Source organism: Bacillus inaquosorum KCTC 13429 (genome assembly GCF_000332645.1).
In the GTDB taxonomy this organism is placed as follows: domain Bacteria; phylum Bacillota; class Bacilli; order Bacillales; family Bacillaceae; genus Bacillus; species Bacillus inaquosorum.
This window is the reverse complement of sequence record NZ_AMXN01000001.1, coordinates 71,253-92,349: the sequence shown is the minus strand read 5'-3', so window position 1 is coordinate 92,349 and position 21,097 is coordinate 71,253. Positions and strand designations below refer to the sequence as shown.

21 protein-coding genes and 1 pseudogene are annotated in these 21,097 nt (G+C 47.9%); 18 read left to right on the top strand and 4 right to left on the bottom strand.

The genetic code is table 11. The features are described 5' to 3' along the window. Window positions 1-30: 30 nt before the first annotated feature. Together BSI_RS20220 and padC are read left to right on the top strand one after the other, a co-directional pair. The gene (locus BSI_RS20220) at window positions 31-486 is read left to right on the top strand and encodes a DUF3237 domain-containing protein (RefSeq protein ID WP_003235306.1); all 456 of its coding nucleotides are present in this window, start codon (window positions 31-33) and stop codon (window positions 484-486) included. A 21-nt stretch (window positions 487-507) separates the two neighbouring features. Next, window positions 508-993, top strand: coding sequence for a phenolic acid decarboxylase (padC, locus tag BSI_RS20225; protein WP_003235304.1), 486 nt, complete (start codon window positions 508-510; stop codon window positions 991-993). A gap of 25 nt (window positions 994-1,018) precedes the next feature. Here padC and BSI_RS20230 read toward each other — a convergent pair whose 3' ends face one another. Next, window positions 1,019-1,210 carry a hypothetical protein gene (locus BSI_RS20230; protein WP_003235302.1) on the bottom strand — a complete coding sequence of 64 codons (192 nt, stop codon included), beginning with the start codon at window positions 1,208-1,210 and terminating at the stop codon, window positions 1,019-1,021. 119 nt (window positions 1,211-1,329) lie between these two features. Further along, window positions 1,330-1,788: an HTH-type transcriptional regulator SlrR gene (gene slrR, locus BSI_RS20235; RefSeq protein WP_003235300.1), complete on the bottom strand. Its 459-nt coding sequence runs from the start codon at window positions 1,786-1,788 to the stop codon at window positions 1,330-1,332. A 231-nt stretch (window positions 1,789-2,019) separates the two neighbouring features. On the opposite strand from slrR, the gene BSI_RS20240 reads away from it, so the two are divergent. From BSI_RS20240 to BSI_RS20310, 15 genes and pseudogenes are all read left to right on the top strand, one after another. Further along, window positions 2,020-2,724, top strand: a complete 705-nt coding sequence (locus BSI_RS20240) for a YveK family protein (RefSeq protein WP_032731797.1) — start codon at window positions 2,020-2,022, stop codon at window positions 2,722-2,724. A 5-nt stretch (window positions 2,725-2,729) separates the two neighbouring features. After that, window positions 2,730-3,413 carry a protein tyrosine kinase EpsB gene (gene epsB / locus BSI_RS20245; protein WP_003235296.1) on the top strand — a complete coding sequence of 228 codons (684 nt, stop codon included), beginning with the start codon at window positions 2,730-2,732 and terminating at the stop codon, window positions 3,411-3,413. 235 nt (window positions 3,414-3,648) lie between these two features. Further along, a complete protein-coding gene (locus tag BSI_RS20250; protein WP_211317075.1) occupies window positions 3,649-5,469 on the top strand; it encodes a polysaccharide biosynthesis protein in 1,821 nt (606 codons plus the stop codon). 11 nt (window positions 5,470-5,480) lie between these two features. After that, window positions 5,481-6,626 (top strand): glycosyltransferase family 4 protein, encoded by a 1,146-nt coding sequence (locus BSI_RS20255; protein ID WP_003235291.1) that lies wholly within the window; start codon window positions 5,481-5,483, stop codon window positions 6,624-6,626. Continuing rightward, window positions 6,623-7,459, top strand: coding sequence for a glycosyltransferase EpsE (gene epsE, locus BSI_RS20260; RefSeq protein ID WP_003235289.1), 837 nt, complete (start codon window positions 6,623-6,625; stop codon window positions 7,457-7,459). The genes BSI_RS20255 and epsE overlap by 4 nt, the downstream gene beginning before the upstream one ends. Continuing rightward, a pseudogene (locus tag BSI_RS20265) lies at window positions 7,452-8,607 on the top strand (glycosyltransferase family 1 protein). The gene epsE and the pseudogene BSI_RS20265 overlap by 8 nt, the downstream one beginning before the upstream one ends. After that, entirely contained in the window at window positions 8,604-9,707 is a 1,104-nt protein-coding gene (epsG, locus tag BSI_RS20270) for a biofilm exopolysaccharide biosynthesis protein EpsG (RefSeq protein WP_003235285.1), read from the top strand. The pseudogene BSI_RS20265 and the gene epsG overlap by 4 nt, the downstream one beginning before the upstream one ends. Window positions 9,708-9,731: 24 nt before the next feature. Further along, window positions 9,732-10,766, top strand: a complete 1,035-nt coding sequence (locus BSI_RS20275) for a glycosyltransferase family 2 protein (RefSeq protein ID WP_003235283.1) — start codon at window positions 9,732-9,734, stop codon at window positions 10,764-10,766. Between the two features lie 4 nt (window positions 10,767-10,770). Beyond that, window positions 10,771-11,847 (top strand): polysaccharide pyruvyl transferase family protein, encoded by a 1,077-nt coding sequence (locus tag BSI_RS20280; RefSeq protein WP_003235280.1) that lies wholly within the window; start codon window positions 10,771-10,773, stop codon window positions 11,845-11,847. Further along, window positions 11,844-12,878 (top strand): glycosyltransferase, encoded by a 1,035-nt coding sequence (locus tag BSI_RS20285; RefSeq protein WP_003235278.1) that lies wholly within the window; start codon window positions 11,844-11,846, stop codon window positions 12,876-12,878. Before BSI_RS20280 ends, BSI_RS20285 begins: the two co-directional genes overlap by 4 nt. Continuing rightward, on the top strand, window positions 12,875-14,392 hold the full coding sequence (locus tag BSI_RS20290) for an MATE family efflux transporter (RefSeq protein WP_032731643.1): 1,518 nt from the start codon (window positions 12,875-12,877) through the stop codon (window positions 14,390-14,392). Before BSI_RS20285 ends, BSI_RS20290 begins: the two co-directional genes overlap by 4 nt. Beyond that, window positions 14,389-14,997 carry a sugar transferase gene (locus tag BSI_RS20295; RefSeq protein ID WP_003235274.1) on the top strand — a complete coding sequence of 203 codons (609 nt, stop codon included), beginning with the start codon at window positions 14,389-14,391 and terminating at the stop codon, window positions 14,995-14,997. Before BSI_RS20290 ends, BSI_RS20295 begins: the two co-directional genes overlap by 4 nt. Continuing rightward, a complete protein-coding gene (locus tag BSI_RS20300; RefSeq protein WP_003235273.1) occupies window positions 14,994-15,632 on the top strand; it encodes an acetyltransferase in 639 nt (212 codons plus the stop codon). The genes BSI_RS20295 and BSI_RS20300 overlap by 4 nt, the downstream gene beginning before the upstream one ends. Window positions 15,633-15,648: 16 nt before the next feature. Then, the gene (locus tag BSI_RS20305) at window positions 15,649-16,815 is read left to right on the top strand and encodes a DegT/DnrJ/EryC1/StrS family aminotransferase (RefSeq protein ID WP_003235271.1); all 1,167 of its coding nucleotides are present in this window, start codon (window positions 15,649-15,651) and stop codon (window positions 16,813-16,815) included. Continuing rightward, window positions 16,794-17,762: a polysaccharide pyruvyl transferase family protein gene (locus BSI_RS20310; RefSeq protein ID WP_003235269.1), complete on the top strand. Its 969-nt coding sequence runs from the start codon at window positions 16,794-16,796 to the stop codon at window positions 17,760-17,762. The genes BSI_RS20305 and BSI_RS20310 overlap by 22 nt, the downstream gene beginning before the upstream one ends. 9 nt (window positions 17,763-17,771) lie before the next feature. Here the strand turns inward: BSI_RS20310 and yvfG are convergent, their stop codons facing one another. Then, entirely contained in the window at window positions 17,772-17,990 is a 219-nt protein-coding gene (gene yvfG, locus BSI_RS20315) for a protein YvfG (RefSeq protein WP_003235267.1), read from the bottom strand. Between the two features lie 78 nt (window positions 17,991-18,068). Between yvfG and rpoN the strand changes: the two genes are divergently transcribed. Continuing rightward, the gene (gene rpoN / locus BSI_RS20320) at window positions 18,069-19,379 is read left to right on the top strand and encodes an RNA polymerase factor sigma-54 (RefSeq protein ID WP_003235265.1); all 1,311 of its coding nucleotides are present in this window, start codon (window positions 18,069-18,071) and stop codon (window positions 19,377-19,379) included. A gap of 26 nt (window positions 19,380-19,405) precedes the next feature. Here the strand turns inward: rpoN and lutP are convergent, their stop codons facing one another. Beyond that, a complete protein-coding gene (gene lutP, locus BSI_RS20325; RefSeq protein WP_003235263.1) occupies window positions 19,406-21,097 on the bottom strand; it encodes an L-lactate permease LutP in 1,692 nt (563 codons plus the stop codon).

The following is a 21,097-nucleotide window of genomic DNA, read 5'->3' as shown; positions in this document are numbered from 1 at the left end:
CATGTTTTTTCTGAAGGTGAGGTGGTGCTTATGAAGAAGCCGGTTTTAAAACCATTCGCCTCTTTAGAAATTAAGGTTGATCCGCCTATTACCATTGGTGAGACAGGCCTGGGACTGAGACGATTGATTCCGATTCGTTCGGGAACAATAACCGGAGAAGTAAAGGGACGTATTTTGCCGGGCGGTGGCGATTCACAAATCATTCGCGCTGACGGCAGAACAGATTTATCTGCCAGGTATGTGATTGAAACAGCAGATCATGAACTCATTTACATCGAAAACAATGGAATACGGCAAGTCAGCGAGCCGTTTCGAAAACAAGCCGCGGCCGGGGAAATCATTGATCCGGAGCATGTTTATTTCCGTACGGTGCCGACATTTGAAGCAGGAAGTGAAGCCTATCAATGGTTGCATGACCGCTTGTTTATCGGTTCCGCAGAAAGAACCCCTGATTACGTTCGACTAGACATTTATGAAGTGCAGTAAAGACTAAGGAGAGTGTGAAAGATGGAAAACTTTATCGGAAGCCACATGATTTATACTTATGAAAACGGATGGGAATACGAGATTTATATTAAAAACGACCATACAATCGATTATAGAATTCATAGCGGAATGGTTGCCGGGCGCTGGGTTCGGGATCAGGAAGTCAATATTGTCAAACTGACAGAAGGCGTATATAAAGTATCTTGGACAGAGCCGACAGGCACAGATGTTTCATTAAACTTTATGCCGAATGAAAAACGTATGCACGGGATTATTTTCTTCCCGAAATGGGTGCATGAACATCCTGAAATTACGGTCTGCTATCAAAATGACCACATTGATCTGATGAAAGAATCCCGCGAAAAATATGAAACGTATCCAAAATACGTTGTACCTGAATTTGCGGAAATTACATTTCTGAAAAACGAGGGTGCCGACAATGAAGAAGTGATTTCGAAAGCCCCTTATGAAGGAATGACAGACGATATTCGCGCGGGAAAATTGTAAGAAACGAAAAACCCGGAAAAGAGAGTTACTTCTCTTTCCCGGGTTTTCTTTTTGCTGAATATGCGGGAACCATCACAATTCCTGCGAAAAACAGTATGATTCCAGTCCAGCGTATGAGCTGATAATAGGTTGTGTCCCGTAAAAATACAACTGCAGACAAAATGATGATACAAGCTGCCACAACGATGACAGCGCCAATGTAGCCGGTTTTCCCCATGGTTATTCTCCTTTTGAAGGGAATCGTAACTGTTTTATGAGACATCGCTTTCTCTCCCTTTTTCCCCCATTATAAACAGATTTACCCTGCGGATTCGAATGTAAGCCCTTAACCAATATTCATCTGCCCATCGTTTTGAAAAAGGATTTGACTTCCTGGACGGTCAAACCGATTTCTCTTGCTTCCGCCATCAGCGCTTTCCATTCTTCTATATTGGATTCTGTCAGTTTACGGTTGCGGTAGGTTGCGGTTTCGGGCTGTTCTTTCTTCAGTCTGTTCGTAAAAGTGAACAACTCTTCCTTTTCCATTCCGGCTTGTACGGCTTGCACAAGATGTACGCGCCATTCTTCTTCACCGCCGCTGATTTTTTCATACATCATCGTTTCTGCGTCGAATAATTCTGTTAATTCTACATCCAGTGTGGCGGAAACTTTTTTTAAAAATTGAACGGACGGATTCGTATGAACGCCTCTTTCAATCTTGCTTAAATAGGATTTAGATACACCTGACTCAACAGCCAGCTGATTTATAGAATAGCCTTTTCTTTTACGGTACAAACGGATAATTCTTCCAATCATGATATGTAATTCTCCTCTATTCCTGTCGTTATTTCGTTCATTATAAGGAATTATTCGTTCTTTATAAAATTTAAAATAATAAGGGAAGTGCAGTAAATAAGAGGAAAATCATGATTTTGTTCTCTAAAGAGAACTTATTGGCTTATTTTGCAATTTTTAAATAATAAAGTTTTCTTTTATAATCCAATCATTAACAGAAAGGGGCGCGGGAAGCCTGAAGGCTATGAATACATGAATGAGAATATGAGTTTTAAAGAATTATATGCGATTGTCAGACACAGATTCGTGCTGATTCTGCTCATCACAATCGGCGTCACCCTTATTACGGGATTTGTGCAATTTAAGGTTGTTTCCCCGACCTATCAGGCGTCGACGCAAGTGCTGGTTCATGAATCAGACGGTGAAGAAAACTCGAATCTCAGTGACATCCAGCGAAATCTTCAGTACAGCAGCACGTTCCAATCGATTATGAAAAGCACTGCCTTGATGGAAGAGGTCAAGGCGGAATTGCATCTTTCTGAATCGGCTTCCTCGCTGAAAGGAAAAGTGATTACCAGCAGTGAAAATGAATCAGAAATTATCACCGTTGCCGTCCAGGATCATGATCCGGCGAAAGCGGCTGAGATTGCGAACACATTAGTGAATAAGTTTGAAAAAGAAGTAGATGAAAGAATGAATGTACAAGGCGTACATATTTTATCAGAGGCGAAAGCTTCGGAAAGCCCGATGATCAAGCCGGCCCGGCTGCGAAATATGGTCATGGCTTTTGGCGCTGCTGTCATGGGCGGCATTACACTGGCATTTTTTCTGCATTTTCTCGATGATTCGTGCAAAAGCGCACGTCAGCTCAGCGAGAGAACCGGATTGCCATGCTTAGGCTCCGTCCCTGATGTCCAAAAAGGGCGGAATCGCGGGATAAAACATTTCGGGGAGTGAAGCGAGTGATCTTTAGAAAAAAGAAAGCAAGGCGAGGTTTGGCTCAAATATCCGTTTTACACAATAAATCAATTGTTGCGGAACAATATCGCACCATTCGGACAAACATTGAGTTTTCATCCGTCCAGACCAACTTGCGGTCTATCCTCGTCACCTCCTCTGTGCCTGGTGAAGGTAAATCGTTCAGTGCAGCGAATCTTGCGGCTGTCTTTGCGCAGCAGCAGGAAAAGAAAGTGCTGCTGGTGGATGCCGATTTAAGAAAGCCGACCATCAATCAGACGTTCCAGATTGAGAATGTAACCGGGCTGACAAATGTGCTGGTCGGTAATGCTTCACTCAGTGAGACGGTGCAAAAGACACCGATCGATAACTTATATGTGCTGACAAGCGGACCGACCCCCCCGAATCCGGCTGAACTGCTGTCTTCAAAAGCAATGGGAGATTTAATCTCGGACATCTATGAACAATTCAGCCTCGTCATCTTTGATTCCCCTCCGCTTTTGGCTGTAGCAGATGCTCAGATTTTAGCAAATCAGACAGACGGCAGCGTGCTCGTCGTCTTAAGCGGAAAAACGAAAACCGATACCGTCCTAAAAGCGAAGGATGCCCTGGAACAATCCAATGCAAAGCTGTTAGGCGCACTTTTAAACAAAAAGAAAATGAAGAAATCGGAACACTATTCCTACTAAATGGATTGTAAAGGTGATGTCTCCTGACCTGTATCAATGGAGGCACTCGGCTCTGCTGTGGGCAGCTGATATTGCTGCCTTAGATGCTGGTCGTCGCTGGCGGGGCGTGAGGACGGGTTAAATGCCCACTTATCTGATATATACATAGGACGTGTTGTCGGTTTAGCTGCTGCCGATTTTTTTGAGGACGAAAACCGCCGCAGCTAAACCGATAAAAGAATTAGGGGGGAAAAGGTTGAGTTACCGGAGAAGACTGTCAATGATTATTGCGCTGGATACTTATCTCGTTTTAAATTCAGTTATTGCAGGATATCAATTTTTAAAAGATTCCTATCAATTTTATGACTCCGGAGCATTATTGCTTACCGCTGTCAGCTTGCTCCTCAGCTATCATGTATGTGCTTTCCTGTTCCGTCAGTATAAACAGGTGTGGACATACACCGGAATCGGTGAGCTGATCGTCCTGCTTAAGGGCATTACCCTTTCAGCCGCTGTGACCGGCGTCATACAGTATGCTGTGTATCATACGATGTTCTTCCGTCTGTTAACCGCATGCTGGGTGCTTCAGCTTTTGTCTATCGGAGGAACCCGTGTTTTGTCCAGAGTGTTAAAAGAAAGCATCAGAAAAAACCGCAGCGCCTCGTCCCGCGCCCTGATTATCGGGGCGGGCTCAGGAGGGACTTTGATGGTCAGGCAGCTGCTTTCAAAAGATGATCCTGACATCATACCTGTCGCTTTTATTGATGACGACCAAACGAAGCATAAATTAGAAATTATGGGGCTTCCCGTGATCGGCGGAAAAGAAAGTATCATGCCCGCGGTGCAAAAGCTCAAAATTAACTATATTATTATTGCCATTCCTTCACTCCGCACCCATGAGCTTCAGGTGTTATATAAAGAATGTGTGCGAACTGGAGTAAACATTAAAATTATGCCTCATTTTGATGAAATGCTGCTTGGCACACGAACTGCCGGGCAAATCAGAGATGTAAAAGCTGAGGATTTGCTCGGCAGAAAGCCGGTGACCCTCGACACAAGCGAAATTTCGAACCGCATCAAGGGAAAAACAGTTCTTGTCACGGGAGCGGGCGGATCAATCGGCTCGGAAATCTGCCGACAGATCAGCACGTTTCAGCCTAAGGAAATCATTCTGCTCGGCCATGGAGAAAACAGCATTCATTCAATTTATACAGAGCTGAACGGACGGTTCGGCAAACAGATTGTGTTCCATACGGAAATTGCGGATGTGCAGGACCGCGATAAAATGTTTACCTTGATGAAGAAGTACGAGCCGCACGTTGTCTACCATGCAGCTGCCCATAAGCATGTGCCTTTAATGGAACACAATCCTGAAGAGGCTGTCAAAAACAACATCATCGGAACAAAAAATGTCGCGGAAGCAGCCGATATGTCGGGAACAGAAACGTTCGTGCTGATTTCATCGGACAAAGCGGTGAACCCGGCCAATGTAATGGGGGCGACAAAACGTTTCGCCGAAATGATTATTATGAATCTCGGAAAAGTCAGCAGCACAAAATTTGTCGCTGTCCGCTTCGGCAATGTGCTCGGGAGCCGCGGCAGCGTCATTCCGATTTTCAAAAAACAGATTGAAAAAGGCGGCCCGGTGACGGTGACACATCCGGCGATGACCCGCTATTTCATGACGATTCCCGAGGCCTCAAGGCTTGTCATTCAGGCCGGGGCACTGGCGAAGGGGCGTCAGATTTTCGTTCTCGATATGGGAGAGCCCGTAAAGATTGTGGATCTTGCCAAAAACCTCATTCATTTGTCCGGCTACACGACTGAGCAGATTCCAATCGAATTCACAGGCATTCGTCCCGGTGAAAAAATGTATGAGGAATTGCTGAATAAAAATGAAGTGCACGCTGAACAAATCTTTCCGAAAATCCATATCGGCAAAGCGGTGGACGGCGATTGGCTAGTGCTGATGCGCTTTATCGAGGATTTTAATGAGCTGCCGGAAGCCGATATGAGAGCGAGGCTGTTTGCGGCGATCAATACATCAGACAAAATGACGGCTGCCAGTGTTCATTAGGGGGAGTGAAGATGACGAAAAAGATCTTGTTTTGCGCGACTGTTGATTATCATTTTAAGGCCTTTCACCTCCCTTACTTTAAATGGTTTAAACGAATGGGCTGGGAGGTTCATGTCGCCGCGAGCGGACAAACCAAGCTGCCGTATGTGGATGAGAAATTCTCCATCCCGATTCGCAGATCACCCTTTCATCCTCAGAATCTGGCCGTTTACAGACAGCTGAAGGACGTGATCGACACCAATCAATATGACATTGTCCATTGCCATACGCCGGTCGGCGGCGTGCTCGCCAGACTAGCGGCGAGGCAGGCAAGGCGGCACGGAACAAAGGTGCTGTACACAGCGCACGGCTTTCACTTCTGCAGCGGAGCGCCGATAAAAAATTGGCTTCTTTACTATCCGGTTGAGAAATGGCTTTCGGCATATACCGACTGCCTGATCACGATCAATGAAGAGGATTACACTCGGGCAAAAGGACTTCAAAGGCCGGGCGGAAAGACGCAAAAAATTCACGGCATCGGCGTCAATACCGATCGGTTCCGGCCTGTCAGCCTGGAAGAACAGCAAAGACTCAGAGAAAAACACGGATTCCGTGAAGACGATTTTATATTGGTTTATCCGGCTGAGCTCAATCTGAACAAAAACCAGAAGCTGTTAATTGAAGCCGCAGCCTTGCTGAAAGAAAAAATTCCGTCGCTCCGCCTTGTTTTTGCCGGAGAAGGGGCGATGGAACAAACGTATCGAACGTTGGCTGAAAAGCTTGGCGCTTCCGGCAATGTCCGCTTTTACGGCTTTTGCCGCGACATTCACGAGCTGATTCAGCTGGCAGATGTATCTGTCGCATCCAGCATCAGAGAAGGCCTCGGCATGAATGTGCTTGAGGGGATGGCGGCGGAAAAACCGGCGATTGCCACGGATAACCGCGGGCATCGGGAAATCATCCGGGATAGAGAAAACGGTTTTCTGGTCAAAATCGGTGACGGTGCCGCTTTTGCCCGCCGGATTGAACAGCTTTACAATCAGCCGGAACTCTGCAGAAGGCTGGGACAGGAAGGCCGAAAAACAGCCTTGCGCTTTTCGGAGGCGCGAACGGTGGAAGAAATGGCAGATATTTATTCCGCGTACATGGATATGGATACAAAGGAGAAAAGCGTATGAACTCAGGACCGAAAGTTTCTGTCATTATGGGCATTTATAATTGTGAACGCACTTTGGCGGAAAGCATTGAATCCATTCTCAGCCAGTCCTATAAAAATTGGGAGCTGATTATGTGCGATGATGCGTCAACAGACGGCACGCTCCGCATTGCGAAGCAGTATGCCGCTCATTACAGCGACCGCATCAAGCTGATTCAAAACAAAACTAACAAGCGGCTTGCCGCCTCATTAAATCATTGTCTTTCGCATGTGACAGGCGAATATATCGCCCGCCAGGACGGAGACGATCTTTCGTTTCCGCGCCGTCTGGAAAAGCAGGTCGCGTTTTTAGAAAAACACCGCCACTATCAGGTGGTTGGCACCGGCATGCTTGTGTTTGATGAATGTGGCGTAAGAGGCACACGCATCCTGCCTTCTGTTCCAGAGCCGGCCATCATGGCAAAAGGGACCCCGTTTTGCCACGGAACGATTATGATGAGAGCCAGCGCCTACCGCACGCTGAAAGGCTACCGTTCGGTGCGGCGGACGAGACGGATGGAGGATATTGATTTGTGGCTTCGCTTTTTTGAAGAGGGCTTCAGGGGCTACAATCTCCAGGAGGCCTTGTATAAAGTAAGGGAAGACAGCGATGCATTCAAACGGCGGTCATTTACGTATTCAATTGACAATGCCATCCTTGTCTATCAGGCATGCAGACGTTTGAAGCTCCCTTTATATGATTACATATATATCGCAAAACCGTTAATCCGCGCGTTTATGCCTCCAGCCGTGATGAACCGCTACCACAAAAATAGAGTGACGAACCAAAAGGAAGGGCTTGTCAAGCATGAGTAGCAGCCAAAAACGCGTGCTCCATGTTCTCAGCGGCATGAACAGGGGCGGCGCGGAAACCATGGTGATGAATTTATATCGGAAAATGGACAGAAGCATAGTACAATTTGATTTTTTAACGTATCGAAATGATCCGTGCGCTTATGATGAAGAAATTTTATCTTTAGGCGGGCGGCTTTTTTATGTCCCGAGCATCGGACAAAGCAATCCCCTTACATTTGTGAGGAATGTGAGAAACACGATAAAAGATAACGGGCCGTTCAGCGCGGTCCATGCCCACACGGATTTCCAAACGGGCTTTATCGCCCTTGCGGCAAGGCTTGCCGGAGTGCCGGTCAGGGTATGCCATTCCCACAATACGTCGTGGAAGACCGGCTTCAATTGGAAGGATCGCCTGCAGCTGATGGTGTTTAGGCAGCTTATCTTGGCGAATGCGACAGCATTGTGTGCCTGCGGAGAGGATGCGGGCAGGTTTTTATTCGGGCAGTCCAACATGGAAAGGGAGCGCGTTCATCTCCTTCCGAACGGGATTGATCTTGATTTGTTCGCTCCAAATGGGCAGAGGGCTGATGAAGAAAAAACAGCACGCGGCATAGCGGCTGACCGTCTGATCATTGGCCATGTGGCCCGGTTTCATGAAGTGAAAAACCACGCGTTTCTGCTAAAGCTTGCCGCACATCTCAAGGAACGAGGGGTCCGCTTTCAGCTCGTTCTCGCAGGAGACGGGCCGCTGCGCGAGAAAATGGAAGAGGAGGTGCGGCGGCTGAATCTGCTTTCAGAGGTCCTTTTTTTAGGCACTGAAGAACGCATTCATGAATTGATGCGCACATTTGATGTGTTTGTCATGCCGTCTCTGTACGAAGGCTTGCCGGTTGTGCTTGTGGAAGCGCAGGCATCGGGGCTTCCATGCATCATTTCAGACAACATTACAGAAAAAGTCGACGCCGGTCTCGGGCTTGTGACGAGATTGAGTCTTTCTGAGCCGATCGGTATCTGGGCTGAAACCATTGCAAGGGCGGCCGCCTCAGGCAGGCCGAAGCGGGAGCTCATCAAAGAAACACTTGCCGAACTCGGCTACGATGCACAGCAAAATGTAGGAGAGCTGCTGAATGTGTACAACATCAGCAGCGGAAAAGGACTATAAACGATGATTGTATATGCCGTCAATATGGGAATTGTATATATTTGGTCTTGGTTCGCTAAAATGTGCGGCGGCCGTGACGATTCGCTCGCTACGGGGTATCGGCCGAATAAGCTTCTGATCTGGATTCCGCTCGCCTCACTTGTGCTCGTGTCGGGTCTCCGCTACAGAGTCGGCACGGATTTTCAGACGTACACGCTGCTGTACGAAATGGCGGGCGATTATCAAAACGTGTGGCAGATATTCGGTTTCGGGACAGCGAAAATGGCGACAGATCCGGGCTTTACCGCACTGCTTTGGCTGATGAATTTCATCACGAAAGATCCCCAAATCATGTATATAACGGTTGCGGCCGTGACCTACAGCTTTATTATGAAGACACTCGCTGACTACGGAAGGCCGTTTGAGCTGAGTGTCTTTTTATTTTTAGGAACCTTCCATTATTACGCGTCTTTTAACGGCATCAGGCAATACATGGTGGCCGCTGCTTTGTTTTGGGCGATCCGTTATATCATCAGCGGGAACTGGAAGCGATATTTTCTGATCGTGCTGATCAGCTCGCTCTTTCATTCCTCGGTGCTGATTATGATTCCAGTGTACTTTATTGTCAGAAGAAAAGCCTGGTCACCGGCGATATTCGGCCTATCCGCTTTATTTCTCGGCATGACGTTTTTATATCAAAAATTTATTTCTGTGTTTGTCGTTGTGCTTGAAAACAGCTCATACAGTCATTATGAAAAATGGCTCATGACAAACACAAATGGAATGAATGTGATCAAAATCGCTGTCTTGGTTCTGCCGCTGTTTCTCGCCTTTTGCTACAGAGCGCGTCTGCGGAAGCTGTGGCCGCAAATCGATATCGTCGTCAATTTGTGCCTGCTCGGGTTTTTGTTCGGGCTTTTGGCCACAAAGGACGTGATCTTTGCCAGATTCAATATCTATTTCGGCCTGTATCAAATGATCTTAGTCCCTTATTTCGTCAGGATCTTTGATGAAAAATCGAATGCCCTTATCTATATCGCTATCGTTGTTTGTTATTTTCTTTACAGTTATTTGCTTATGCCGGTTGATTCGTCCGTTCTGCCCTACAGAACGATTTTTTCCCGGTAATTTATGCAAGAGGAGCCGGTCATTATGGAAACACCTGCGGTTAGTCTGTTAGTCGCTGTTTATAACACAGAAACATATATCAAAACGTGTCTAGAATCATTGCGGAATCAGACGGTGGACAATATTGAAATCATCGTCGTCAATGACGGTTCAGCAGACGCCAGCCCTGATATCGCGGAGGAATACGCCAAAAACGACAACAGGTTCAGAGTGATACATCAGGAGAATCAAGGGCTCGGCGCGGTTCGGAATAAAGGCATCGAGGCGGCACGCGGCGATTTTATCGCGTTTATCGATTCAGATGATTGGATCGAGCCTGATTATTGCGAGCGGATGCTCCAGGCAGCAGGCGATGAAACTGATCTGGTCATTTGCAATTACGCCGCGGAGTTTGAGGACACTGGAAAAACGATGCTCTCTGACATTGCGGAAACCTATCAGTGGCAGCCGAAGGAGCACTATATCAAGGCGTTATTCGAAGGGAAGGTCAGAGGGTTTTCATGGAACAAACTTTACAGAAGAAGCATGATTGAAGCACACCGGCTGTCGTTTCCCCTCCGAGGCGAGCTGGAGCATGTCGAGGATCAGTTTTTCAGCTTCCGGGCTCATTTTTTCGCCCGTTCGGTATCCTATGTAAAAGCGCCGCTCTATCATTACAGAATTCACCTATCATCCATCGTGCAGCGCTATCAGAAAAAACTGTTTGAATCAGGACTTGCGCTGTATGAGGCGAATGCGGCTTTTTTACAGGAGAACAACAAAATGGAGGAGTACCGAAAGGAGCTTGATACCTTTATCGTGCTTCACAGCAGCATCTGTATGCTGAACGAATGGAAAACAAGCGGCAGCGGCCGGCTGTTTGAAAAGCTTAGAAATGTCGGCGTGATTTGCGCGGACCCGGTGTTTCAGGAGAGCCTCTCAAAAACGGGTACTGCGCCTTTTGATGCAAAACGGTCATGCCTGCTTCTGATGGCGAAATACAGAATGATTCCGTTCGTCGCTATGGCATCGGCCGTGTATCAGCGGGTAATCGAGTACAAAATGAGGAACAGAGGGTGAGGACATGTCGTTACAATCGTTGAAAATCAATCTTGCAGAATGGCTGCTGCTTAAGGTCAAATACCCGTCCCAATATTGGCTGGGTGCGGCCGATCAGCCGGTAAAGGCCGCAGCACATCAGAAAAAAATCATACTGACCCTGCTGCCGTCTCATGACAATTTGGGAGACCACGCGATTGCTTATGCCAGCAAGGCATTTCTTGAGCGGGAATATCCCGATTTTGACATCGTCGAGGTCGATATGAAGGACATTTACAAATCAGCGAAAGCGCTGCTCCGCTCGCGCCATCCGGAGGATATGGTCTTTATCATCGGCGGCGGAAACATGGGGGATTTATACCGTTATGAGGAGTGGACGCGCCGCTTTATCATTAAAACATTTCACGACTATCGAGTTGTCCAGCTTCCGGCAACGGCTCATTTTTCTGACACGAAAAAGGGGCGCAAAGAGCTGAAACGGGCACAGAAAATTTATAACGCGCACCCCGGCCTATTGCTGATGGCTCGGGATGAAACAACGTATCAATTTATGAAACGGCATTTTCAAGAAAAAACGATTTTGAAGCAGCCGGACATGGTGCTGTATTTAAATAGAAGCAAGACCCCCGCAGAGCGCGAAGGGGTTTATATGTGTTTGCGCGAGGATCAGGAAAGCGTCCTTCAGGAGGATGAGAGAAACCGGGTCAAGGCCGCGCTTTTTGAAGAATTCGGCGAAATCCAATCCTTTACAACAACGATCGGGCGCCGGGTCAGCCGCGATTCACGAGAGCAGGAACTTGAAGCGCTGTGGTCTAAGCTGCAAAGCGCAGAAGCTGTTGTCACTGACAGGCTTCACGGCATGATTTTTTGCGCGTTGACAGGAACGCCGTGTGTCGTCATCCGTTCCTTCGACCACAAGGTGATGGAGGGCTATCAATGGCTCAAAGACATCCCATTCATGAAGCTGATTGAACATCCGGACCCCGAGCGCGTGACAGACGCAGTAAAAGAGCTGTTAACAAAAGAAACACCCCGTGCTGGCTTTCCGAGAGATGTGTATTTTAAAGGGCTGCGGGACAAAATCAGCGGTGAAGCGCAATGACCCCGGTCGTCAGCATTGTTGTCCCGATGTATAACGTTGAAGCATTTATAGAGGAATGCATCGATTCTCTGCTTCGTCAAACGCTTTCTGATATTGAAATCATCCTCGTGAATGACGGAACTCCGGATCGTTCAGGCGAGATTGCAGAGGACTATGCAAAACGGGATGCGAGAATCCGGGTCATTCATCAGACAAACGGTGGGCTGAGTTCAGCACGAAATGCGGGAATAAAGGCCGCGCGGGGCACGTACATCGGCTTTGTCGATGGAGACGATTATGTATCTTCCGCCATGTTCCAGAGGCTGATTGAAGAAGCGGAGGAGAACCGGCTCGACATCGCTGGATGCGGTTTTTACAAGCAGTCAGCGGACAGTCGGGTATATGTGCCGCCGCAGCTTGACACAAACCGCGTGCTGACAAAAGCGGAAATTGCTGAACGGCTCAAACATGCTCACGAAACGAGATTTATCTGGTATGTATGGCGTTATGTTTATCGCCGTGAGCTTTTGGAAAGGGCAAATCTGATGTTTGATGAGGACATCCGTTTTGCTGAAGACTCTCCCTTCAATTTGTCCGCTTTTTTCGAAGCGGAGCGGGTGAAAATGTTGGATGAGGGTTTGTACATCTATCGTGAAAACCCGAACAGCCTGACGGAAATGCCTTATAAGCCGGCGATGGATGAACAGATTCAAAAGCAATATCAGGCTAAAATAGCATTCTACAATCATTACGGTTTAGCAGGTGCATGCAAAGAAGATTTAAATGTGTACATTTGCAAGCACCAGCTTCCGATGCTTCTGGCAAATGCCTGTGCTTCTCCAAATCCGCCGAAAGACATCAAAAAGCAGATCAGGCAGATTTTATCCTATGACATGGTGCGGCAGGCTGTCAGAAATACACCGTTTCAGCATGAGAAATTATTAAGAGGCGAGCGTTTGGTATTAGGACTGTGCAAATTGCGGCTCATATTTCTCATCAAGCTGTTTTTCGAGCAGCGGGGGACGATGAAAGGCAGTGCGAAGCAGGCATGAAATTCACGATAAACTTCAGCGCTAATCTCACGGCTTTTCTCTTGTCCGTATTCCTGTCAGTCTGGATGACGCCTTTTATTGTCAAAACGCTTGGTGTGGAAGCGTTCGGCTTTGTTCATTTGACACAAAATGTGATTAATTACTTTTCAATTATCACCGTGGCGCTCAGCTCGGTTGTTGTGCGGTTCTTTTCTGTCGCCGCCCACAGGGGAGAGTGGGATAAAGCAAATGCGTATATCAGCAACTATTTGGCGGCGTCTGTTCTGATATCATTGCCTCTTTTGCTGCCTCTTGCGGGTTCGGCTTTTTTTATTGACCGTATCATGAACGTGCCGCCAGCGCTTTTGGCCGATGTGCGTTTGTCGATTTTGATCGGCAGTCTGCTGTTCATTTTAACGTTTCTGATGGCGGGTTTCGGCGCTGCTCCATTTTATGCCAACCGCCTATACATCACCAGCTCAATTCAGGCGGTGCAAATGCTTGTACGCGTGCTGTCTGTGCTGCTCTTGTTTGCATGCTTCACGCCGAAAATCTGGCAGATCCAGCTTGCCGCTTTAGCTGGTGCTGCCATCGCGTCTGTGCTGTCTTTCTATTTCTTCAAAAAGCTGATTCCGTGGTTCTCGTTTCGTATGAAGGATCTTTCATTCCGCACAAGCAAGGAGCTGTTTCAGACGGGCACATGGAGCTCCGTCAATCAAATCGGCGTCCTGCTTTTTTTGCAGATTGATCTATTAACCGCCAATTTGGTGCTGGGGGCGTCTGCATCCGGGAAATACGCGGCGATAATCCAGTTTCCGCTGCTGCTGCGCAGCTTGGCTGGTACGGTCGCATCCCTGTTTGCGCCACTTATGACTTCGTATTATTCAAAAGGCGATATGGATGGATTGGTGAATTACGCCAACAAGGCAGTGAGGCTGAACGGTCTTCTGCTTGCGCTTCCCGCTGCCTTATTGGGCGGTTTGGCGGGGCCTTTTCTGACGATCTGGCTCGGACCGTCCTTTTCGTCTATAGCACCGCTTTTATATATTCATGCCGGATACTTGGTGGTCAGCCTCGCCTTTATGCCAATGTTCTATATATGGACCGCCTTTAATAAACAAAAAACACCGGCGATCGTTACCCTGCTGTTAGGCGCGGTGAATGTGGTGCTGGCCGTCGCCCTGAGCGGGCCGGCTCATTTTGGCCTGTACGGCATTACATTGGCTGGGGCGATTTCCCTTATTTTAAAAAATGCCATCTTTACGCCGCTTTACGTATCCCGCATTACCGGCTACAAAAAGCACGTGTTCTTCAAAGGCATAATCGGGCCTCTTTCAGCAGCTGCGTTTGCCTGGGCGGTCTGTGAGGCGATCCGGTTCTTTGTGAAGATTGACGGCTGGACATCACTAATCGCGGCGGGAATGACAGTCAGCTGCTGCTACGCCGTTTTCGCTTTTACGCTCGTTTGTACGAAAGAGGAAAGACAGCTGGTACTGAAACGGTTTCGAAAAACGAAAGGAGCTGTGAATCTTTGATCCTGAAACGACTTTTTGATCTGACGGCCGCCATTTTGTTATTGTGCTGTACGAGTGTCATCATTTTGCTCACCATCGCCGTTGTCAGGCTGAAAATAGGATCACCCGTCTTCTTTAAGCAAGTAAGGCCGGGCCTGCACGGCAAACCGTTCACCCTTTATAAATTCCGAACGATGACGGATGAACGGGACAGTGAAGGAAATCTGCTGCCTGATGAAGTCCGGCTGACGAAAACGGGCAGGCTGATCAGGAAGTTGAGCATCGATGAGCTTCCGCAGCTGCTGAATGTCCTAAAAGGTGATCTGAGCCTTGTCGGTCCGCGGCCGCTTTTGATGGACTATCTGCCGCTTTATACAGAAAAGCAGGCACGGCGCCATGAGGTGAAGCCGGGTATCACAGGCTGGGCGCAAATCAACGGCAGAAACGCAATTTCCTGGGAAAAGAAATTTGAATTCGATGTTTGGTACGTTGACAACCGATCATTTTTTCTCGATTTGAAAATTTTATGTTTGACGGTGCGAAAAGTGCTTGTTTCAGAAGGGATTCAGCAAACCAATCATGTGACGGCGGAACGGTTTACAGGAAGCGGAGATGTGTCCTCATGAGAAACGTGGCCATTGTGGGTGACGGCGGACACGGAAAGGTGATCAGAGAGCTGATAAACGCCCGGCCAGACACGCGCTTAACCGCTGTGCTGGATGATAAATTCAGATCGTTTGAAGCCGGAAAAGAGTGGTGCACAGGCCCGCCGGAAGCCATTTCTGAAGTGCGCAGGCTGGTCCCCGATGTGTTGTTCCTAATCGCCATCGGAAACAACAGTGTCAGAAAACAGCTGGCAGAGCGACTGGGACTGAAGAAAGAAGATTTCATTACATTGATTCACCCGACAGCCATCGTCAGCAAGTCCGCTGTCATCGGAGAAGGGAGCGTAATTATGGCGGGCGCGATCATTCAGGCGGATGCGCGTATCGGCGCCCACTGCATCATCAATACGGGTGCAGTGGCAGAGCACGACAATCAAATCAGCGATTATGTCCATCTTTCCCCGCGTGTCACGCTGTCAGGAGCGGTCGTTGTTCAGGAAGGCGCTCACGTCGGAATCGGCGCGTCCGTCATACCGCAGCTCACAATCGGGGCCTGGAGCACTGTCGGCGCCGGCTCCGCGGTGATCCGTTCCATACCGGACAGGGTAACGGCGGCCGGTGCCCCGGCGCGCATTATTTCTTCCATTCAAACATAAAACAAAGGATGATTATATGCATAAAAAAATCTACTTATCTCCCCCTCACATGAGCGGCAGAGAGCAGCACTATATTTCAGAAGCCTTTCGCTCAAACTGGATTGCGCCGCTTGGGCCTCTCGTGAATTCATTTGAAGAACAATTGGCTGAACGCGTCGGCGTAAAAGGGGCGGCTGCGGTCAGCTCTGGAACGGCGGCGATTCATCTGGCGCTGCGTTTGCTTGAGGTAAAAGAAGGAGACTGTGTGTTTTGCCAGTCCTTTACATTTGTGGCGACCGCCAATCCGATTTTATATGAAAAAGCGGTGCCCGTCTTTATTGATTCTGAGCCTGATACGTGGAATATGTCGCCGAAAGCCCTTGAAAGAGCGCTGGAGGATGCGAAAAGAAACGGAAAGCTGCCAAAAGCGGTCATTGCCGTCAATTTATATGGGCAAAGCGCGAAAATGGATGACATCATAAGCCTGTGTGACGCATACGGAGTTCCTGTCATTGAGGACGCAGCCGAATCTCTCGGCACAGTATATAAAGGGAAGCAAAGCGGGACATTCGGGCGCTTCGGCATTTTTTCATTTAACGGGAACAAAATTATTACCACATCGGGGGGCGGGATGCTCGTTTCAGACGATGAAGCCGCCATTGAAAAAGCAAGATTTCTCGCTTCGCAGGCACGAGAGCCGGCTGTTCATTATCAGCACAGCGAAATCGGACACAATTACAGACTGAGCAATATCCTCGCCGGCGTGGGCATTGCCCAGCTTGAGGTATTGGATGAGCGGGTGGAGAAAAGAAGGGCCATTTTCACAAGATACAAAAATGCACTCGGTCACATAAACGGCGTCAGCTTTATGCCGGAGTATGCAGCAGGCGTATCCAATCGCTGGCTTACCACACTCACACTTGATAACGGGCTGAATCCATACAACGCGGTTCAGCGTCTTGCTGAAGAAAACATTGAAGCGCGGCCGCTGTGGAAGCCGCTCCATACCCAGCCGCTGTTTGCACCGTCTTTATTTTATTCTCATGAAGGTAATGGGAGCATATGCGAAGAACTTTTCAAACGAGGGATCTGTCTCCCATCAGGGTCAAATCTGACGGAAAAAGAGCAAGACCGGGTCATTGATGTGCTAGTACACTTATTCCAAACTGCCGAGGTGAAGAAATGGACAGCAAGTATTCGATGATCAGCCTGAAACAGAAACTGTCCGGGCTGCTCGATGTCATTCCGAAACAGTCCGAGATCATATATGCCGACTATCCTCTATACGGAAATGTAGGGGATTTATTTATTATGAAGGGAACAGAAGCATTTTTTAAAGAACATGGGATCCGGGTCAGAAAACGCTGGAATCCCGACAATTTTCCAGTTGGACGAAAGCTGGATCCGAACCTCATCATCGTCTGCCAGGGAGGCGGCAACTTCGGGGACTTGTATCCGTATTATCAAGACTTTAGAGAGAAAATCGTCCAAACCTATCCGAACCACAAAATCGTGATCCTGCCGCAATCAATTTATTTTCAAAACAAAGACAATCTCAAACGGACAGCGGAGATATTTTCTAAACATGCGAATCTCCACATCATCACAAGGGAAAAAGCCTCCTATGCAACAGCACAGGCTTACTTTACAAGCAATCATATTAAGCTTCTGCCTGATATGGCTCATCAGCTGTTTCCCGTCGTTCCAACGCAGCAGCCGATCAATCAAAAGCTGAGATTTATCAGAACAGATCATGAAGCAAACAAGGAGCTTCAGGAAGACGCAAAAGCGGAAAGCTACGATTGGCGCACGGTGCTGTCAGCTTCAGACCGCCGGACGATCGCTTTTCTGCAAACGCTGAACGTCTTGAACAAAAAAGCAGGCAACCCTCTGCCCATCGCGTATATATGGGAAAAATACTCGGATTATATCGTTAAAAAAGCGATTCGGTTTTTCAGCCGTTACGAATCGGTGGAAACGTCTAGACTGCACGGCCACATCTTGTCCTCTCTTCTTCAAAAAGAAAACACGGTCATTGATAATTCCTACGGGAAAAACGCCAATTACTATCACACCTGGATGGAAGGCGTGCCGAATACTCGACTCATCCAGAGCGCTTCAAAGAAGGAAAACCTTCCTGCTCACATGTGAGCGGAAGGTTTATTTTGATTCTCCCCGTTTGACTTTGTTGTACGCTTCATCTAAATGCTGAATCCGTTTCAAGACGACTGCGTTTTTCGTCAGCTGGTCCTGCACAAGCGTTGAGACGACGGAACGGTAGTAGCTGTTCATCGCATGGATTTTATCCTCAGACTGATTCATTTCGATATGCTGTTTAAAATTCTCAATAAAATAAGGTACGGAAAAAAGTTCAGACATTTCTTTGGCAGCTCCTTTTTCATAAATGTATACGGTGTGATCTCAATCATGTACAATGAAGAAAGGGGAGTGAGCAAGATGGATATGAAACTTCAGCAAGTACAAGTATTAAAGCCTCAACTGACACAGGAGCTCAGGCAGGCCATCACGCTGCTTGGCTATCATTCGGCAGAACTCGCCGAATACATTGATGAGCTCTCACTGGAAAACCCTCTTATTGAACGAAAGGAATCAGACACACCGCCACTATCTTACCATAAAATAAACAAAAACAGGATGAATGCACAGGAAGCAGGCCTTCAATTAAGTGATCCGCAAAAAACATTGCAGGATGTGTTAAAACAGCAGTCACTTGATATGAATCTGACAAACTCTGAAAAAAAGATTTTCAATTATCTGATTCATTCGCTTGATTCGAACGGGTACTTGGAAGAAGAAGTGGAGGAGGCAGCACGGCGATTATCGGTTTCAATCAAGGAAGCGGAAGCTGTTTTGGCAAAACTCCAGTCGTTAGAGCCGGCTGGAATCGGCGCAAGATCTCTGCAGGAATGTATCCTTCTTCAATTACAGCGGCTGCCGAACAGAAATGAACAAGCGGAAATGCTTGTTTCAGCTCATTTTGATGCTTTTGCACAAAAAAACTGGAAAGCGCTTTCAAAAGAAACGGGAATTCCGCTTCATACCATTCAAGATATCTCTGATGACATCGCAGCTCTTCATCCAAGACCGGGCCTTCTATTTGCCCGGCCAGAGCAAGATGTGTATATCGAGCCTGACATTTTTATCACCGTGAAAAACGGGCACATCGCAGCGGAGCTGAATACCCGCTCGTTTCCAGAAATAGACCTGCATCCTCAGTACAGAACGCTTTTATCGTCCGGCTCCTGTCAGGATACCGCCTCTTATTTATCTGCGAAATATCAGGAATGGCGCTGGCTTAGCCGTGCGCTGCGACAGCGAAAACAGACGATCACGAGAATTGTAAATGAGCTGATCACGCGCCAAAAGGATTTCTTTCTGAAAGGGCGAAGCGCAATGAAGCCGCTGACTCTCAGGGAGGTAGCGGACTGCCTAAGCCTTCATGAATCAACTGTGAGCCGGGCAATTAAAGGGAAAACGATACAAACGCCGTACGGACTGTTTGAGATGAAACTCTTTTTCTCAGCAAAAGCCGAGGCTTCAGGAGATGGAGATGCGTCTAACTATGCAGTCAAAACGCATCTTGAAGACCTGATCAATCAAGAGGACAAAACAAAACCGCTCTCAGATCAAAAGCTAGCTGATTTGCTATATGAACAGCACGGCATCCAAATCTCCAGACGAACCGTGGCAAAATACCGCGATCAAATGAACATTCCGTCATCGGCGTCGAGAAAACGGTATAAATAAAATCCTCCCTTGACGGGAGGATTTTTTTACGGAATCATCCAGCTGAACACATGATGCTGCAAAAAGGTGATGATACAAACGAGCAGCAGCAAAAACAAGCTGTGCTTAATCGTAAAGCGGAAAAGATCTGATTCCTTTCCCGCGAGTCCTACCGCGGCGCAGGCCACCGCAATCGACTGCGGCGAAATCATTTTTCCTGTGACACCGCCTGATGAGTTGGCAGCGACAGACAGAACAGGGTCCATGCCGACTGATAATGCGGTGACTTTCTGCAGGTTGCCGAACAGCAGGTTGGCAGAAGTATCTGAGCCTGTAATGAAGACACCGAGCCAGCCGAGAACAGGCGAGAAGAAGGTAAACATTGAACCTGTCAGCGCGAGTGTCATCCCGAGTGTCGTGCTCATTCCAGAGGAATTGGTGACATAGGCAAAACCAACGACAGAAGCAATGGTCAAAATCGGAAACTTCAGCTCTTGGATCGTTTCCTGAAAAACAGATCCCCAGTTTTTCCACGAAATCGCCGTGATGAACTTTGACAGCACAGCGGCAATCAATATCGCGGTGCCGGCCGAACCAAGCACCTCGAGCTTGTAAACCGCTTCAATCGGCGCACCGTCAGCATTGACAATTTGATTGTTCAAAAAAGGCACACCGGGGGCAAAAGTCAATTTTTCTCCAACAGCATTCAGCCACTTCAAGAAAACAGCGGAGCCTTCATAATGCCCGGTCAGCGCCGATTTGACAGAGGGAATGCCCCATACAGAAATCATGACTGTCAGCAGCAGAAATGGCGACCAGGCCTTGAATATCTGTCCGCCGCTGTACGCAGGTGCTGCCGGATTCGTTTTCGCTGTTTCAATCGCAGCGGCCGATTCCTGTTCACTGGCAAACCGGAATGTTGTTTTCGGCTTCCACCATTTTAAAAACACAGCAAGTGCAGCCATCGAAACCAGAGCCGACAAAACATCCGGCAGCTCAGGCCCTAAAAAATTAGAACTGAGATATTGAACAACAGCAAAGGAAACACCGGAAACGAGAATCGCCGGCCAAACTTCAAAGGCTTTCCTGAACCCGCTCATGATAATAATTAAATAAAGAGGAATAAATACGGATAGAAACGGCAGCTGCCGCCCGACCATTTGCGAAATCTCCATCGCCGGAATCCCTGTCGGCCCTTCTACGGCTGTAATCGGAATCCCAATCGCCCCAAAGGCCACAGGGGCTGTATTGGCGATCAAACAGATTCCCGCTGCATAAAGAGGATTAAAGCCGAGGCCGACCAGCAGCGCGGCAGAAATGGCGACCGGCGCCCCGAAGCCCGCCGCTCCTTCTAAAAAAGCACCGAATGAGAAAGCGATCAGAAGCGCCTGAAGCCGGCGGTCATCGGTAATCGAGAGAACAGAGCTGCGAATAATATCAAACTGTCCCGTTTTCACAGTGATTTTATACAAAAAAACAGACGTTACAATGATCCAGCCGATCGGCAAAATCCCGTATACGGCTCCTTGTGTAGCGGACATCAGCGCTTTTTCCGCCGGCATCCGATAAACCAATACAGCAATCACAAGCGCGATCCCCAAGGTGGACAAGCCCGCTGTATACCCCTTCATCCGTTTAATCGCGAGTGCCCAAAAAAAGAAAATAATCGGTACAAGTGCGGCAAGCGCTGATAAAAGCAAATTTCCCCCTATAGGCGTAAATGCCTGTGTCCATTGCAT